The sequence below is a fragment of the Westiellopsis prolifica IICB1 genome (assembly GCF_004323185.1).
Taxonomy (GTDB): domain Bacteria; phylum Cyanobacteriota; class Cyanobacteriia; order Cyanobacteriales; family Nostocaceae; genus Pelatocladus; species Pelatocladus prolificus_A.
Genome location: NZ_NAPS01000003.1, coordinates 295,695 through 299,012 on the forward strand (window position 1 = coordinate 295,695; position 3,318 = coordinate 299,012).

Here is a 3,318-nt window from a genome sequence, read left to right on the forward strand (position 1 = left end):
CCTGTATGTCAATTGTTGGTCTTCAAATACTACTGCTATTGCATCTGGTGTTTTTTCTACCTGTGCTTCTAATAACTCATGAATACACTTTTGAGGATATTCAACTTCTGTATCATTCCATTCAACTATTAATTGGCTTTGCTCAATTTTTGTTAATAGTGGTAATTCTGACAAACGCTGCTGCGGATTAGCAACAATTCCTTCCAGCAACGTTTGCAAATGTTTTACCATTCTTTGTATAGAACTTTTCTCAAACAAATCAGTATTATATTCTAAAGTACCAACTAGCCCCTCCTGTGTATTTATCATGTATAGGCTTAAATCAAACTTTGCAGTATTCCTTGTGTCTTCCAAAAGGCTTAAAGTTAAATCAGGTAATTCTAACGCAGACATTGGTGTATTCTGAAGCACAAACATCAGTTGAAATAGTGGTGTATGACTCAAGTCGCGCTCTGGTTGCAGTTCCTCAACTAACAACTCAAAGGGTAAATCCTGATGTGCATATGCTCCTAGAGATACTTCTCGCACCCGTTTGAGTAGTTCAGAAAAAGTAGGATTTCCTGCGAAATTAGTTCTCAACACCAAGGTATTGACAAAAAATCCAATTAATCCTTCTATCTCTGCTCGGTTGCGGTTAGCAATGGGCGAACCGACTACAATATCTTCGCTACCTGTATAACGCCATAGCAAAGTTTGGAAAGCTGCCAACAGGGTCATAAACAAGGTAGTTCCCTGCTGACGGCTAAACTTATTTAAGGCAAAAGAGAGCTTATCTGATAGCTCAAAAGAGTAGTTTGCACCTCGAAAAGTCTGAATTGCTGGTCTTGGATGGTCAGTAGGTAACTCTAATACTTTTGGCGCGTTCTTTAACTGCTGAAGCCAGTAAGATATTTGGGTTTTTAGTACTTCTCCTTGTAGCCATCGTCGTTGCCAAGCTGCGAAGTCTACATACTGTATTGGTAGTGCAGGTAATGGTGAGGGCTGTTTATTAGAGAAAGCTTGGTAAAGTATTGCCAATTCTTGCACTAGTACACCCATTGACCAACCGTCAGAGACGATGTGATGTATTGTCAATAATATTATGTGTTCTTCTTGGTGAAGACGTAATAGTTTTACTCTCAGCAACAAGTCGGTTTTGAGGTCAAAAGGTTTTTGTGCTTCTTGTGAAGCTTGTTGTTTAACTTCGGCTTGTTGTTGATTTGCAGGTAGGTTACTAATATCAAATATTGGTAATGTGAAAGGTGTCGCTTCAGAGATAACAGCTATTGGTTGCCCTTCTATTGTCTGGAAATTGGTTCGTAGAGCTTCATGTCGGCTGATAATTGCGTTAAAACTTTGTTGTAGTCCAGCTACATTTAATCGTCCCTTTAGGCGAACAGCAGCAGCAATGTTATAAAAAGAACTATTTGGCTCTAATTGGTCAAGGAACCATAACCGTTGTTGAGCAAATGATAACGGTAATTGTTGCGATCGCACAATCCGCTCAATGTTTGTTGCTTCAACTACTGAGTCTACCTTAATCGCTTTTTCAATTTCTCTTGCTAATTCAGCTATTGTTGGTTTTTCAAACAAATAACGTAAAGGAAGTTCTACTTGAAAAACTAGCCGGATTTGGGAAATGACGCGAGTTGCAATTAATGAATGTCCACCTAATTCAAAGAAATTATGATCAATACCTACTTTATCAATGCCAAGTACTTCTGCCCAAATACCTACTAATAAATTCTCAATTGGTGTGGAAGCAGGGATGATACTTGATGATGAGATTTGTGTTAATTCGGGTGTAGGTAGCGCCTTACGGTCAACCTTGCCATTAGGTGTGAGTGGAAGTGCCTCTAAAATGACAAAATTTGTTGGTACCATGTAACTTGGCAACTTTGATTCTAAGAAGTTGCGTAACCAAGGTAGTATTTGACGAGCAAATTTAGACTGTAGAGGATTATTCGCATAAAAATTCCAAGGCTTGAGGTAGGCTTTTTCTCCAGGAAAATAGGAAACACAGCGCTTGGTGTTCTCTAACAACTCTGTCTTATACCTGTGAAAAACTACGTCGTAACTGCCATTTGCACCGGAGTTTGCCCAGTTGATGTCAATGTCATATGGTAATTCTTGTTTCAAAACCCATAGAGATTCAGGATTCAAGCCAAACTTGGTATTAGTTGAGTCTAGGACTTGACGTATATCATTCACTGTTTCATGTTGTGAGTCATCAGCTAGTAGTTCTACTGCTTTGACTTCGGTTAACAGACGTGCATTTAGTACATTTTTCAGTCCAAGTATTTCTGGTTGTTTTGACTCCAGCAACTGCCGAACAGAAGTCAGTGTTAACTTTTGCTCTTGCCAATCTAACCAGGGAAACTCCTGAACAATATCAACTTTAGTTCCTACATGGATAATCACATCGTAGCGGAACTTTGTTAGTTCATTTTGGTGATGACCACGCTTGGGCTGAATCTGCACATGGCTAATTTGAGGAAGGTGATGCTTCAAAGCAATAAAGAAAGCTGGGTCAATCACCAGTTCTTCCTCATGGGTGATGGCTTGTTGTACGCGCTGTTGTAGCTCGATAGTGGATAGAGAAGAAGGCGCATTATGCAGTTCAACCGAGGTATGAAAAGCTTCTAACAGAACTAGACTGCGGAGATCTCCCACAAAAATTGAGCCTCCAGGTTTTACTGTATTTACAGCACCTTCTAATACTCGTAACAGATAGTCAACACTAGGAAAGTACTGAACTACTGAATTAATAATTATGGTGTCAAAGGCTTCTGACAAAAGACCCTCAAAGTTGTCAGCCATTCTTTGCAAAAGCCTAACCTGCGGTAGATTATGCTCCGGTATTGCTAGCACTTGTTGGGTATAGTGCAGAGCAGCTTTTGAAAAATCTGTGCCACAGTACTGGCTACAGAAGGGAGCAATCTGGAACAACAGTAAACCATTACCACAACCTATTTCCAACACTCGGTCTGGTTTGAGAGCTAATATTCTCTCGACTGTGTGGTCTACCCATTCGTGCATCTCTTCTTCGGAAATAGGCAATCCACCATAACTGCTTTTCCACAGACTTATATTGAAAGTCAGATCATGATCGAAATCAATTTGCTTGAAGATATCTTTTTCGGAATTAAAAACCATCTGCCACTGCGAAATTTGCTCAGTTTGCAATTTCGTCATTTCTTCATTCGATCCCTGATGGTTTGGGTTCAGAACCAGATAAGCAATTAAACGTTGATCTTCACAGGAATGATTGCGAGCTACAACTACATTTTCTCGCACCCCAGAATATTGACTGATAACCGCTTCAATTTCCCCCAATTC

1 protein-coding gene is annotated in these 3,318 nt (G+C 39.8%); it reads right to left on the reverse strand.

The window, feature by feature from the left end:
* On the reverse strand, positions 1-3,318 hold a 3,318-nt coding region (locus B4U84_RS30895; protein WP_165490364.1), incomplete at both ends, for a condensation domain-containing protein.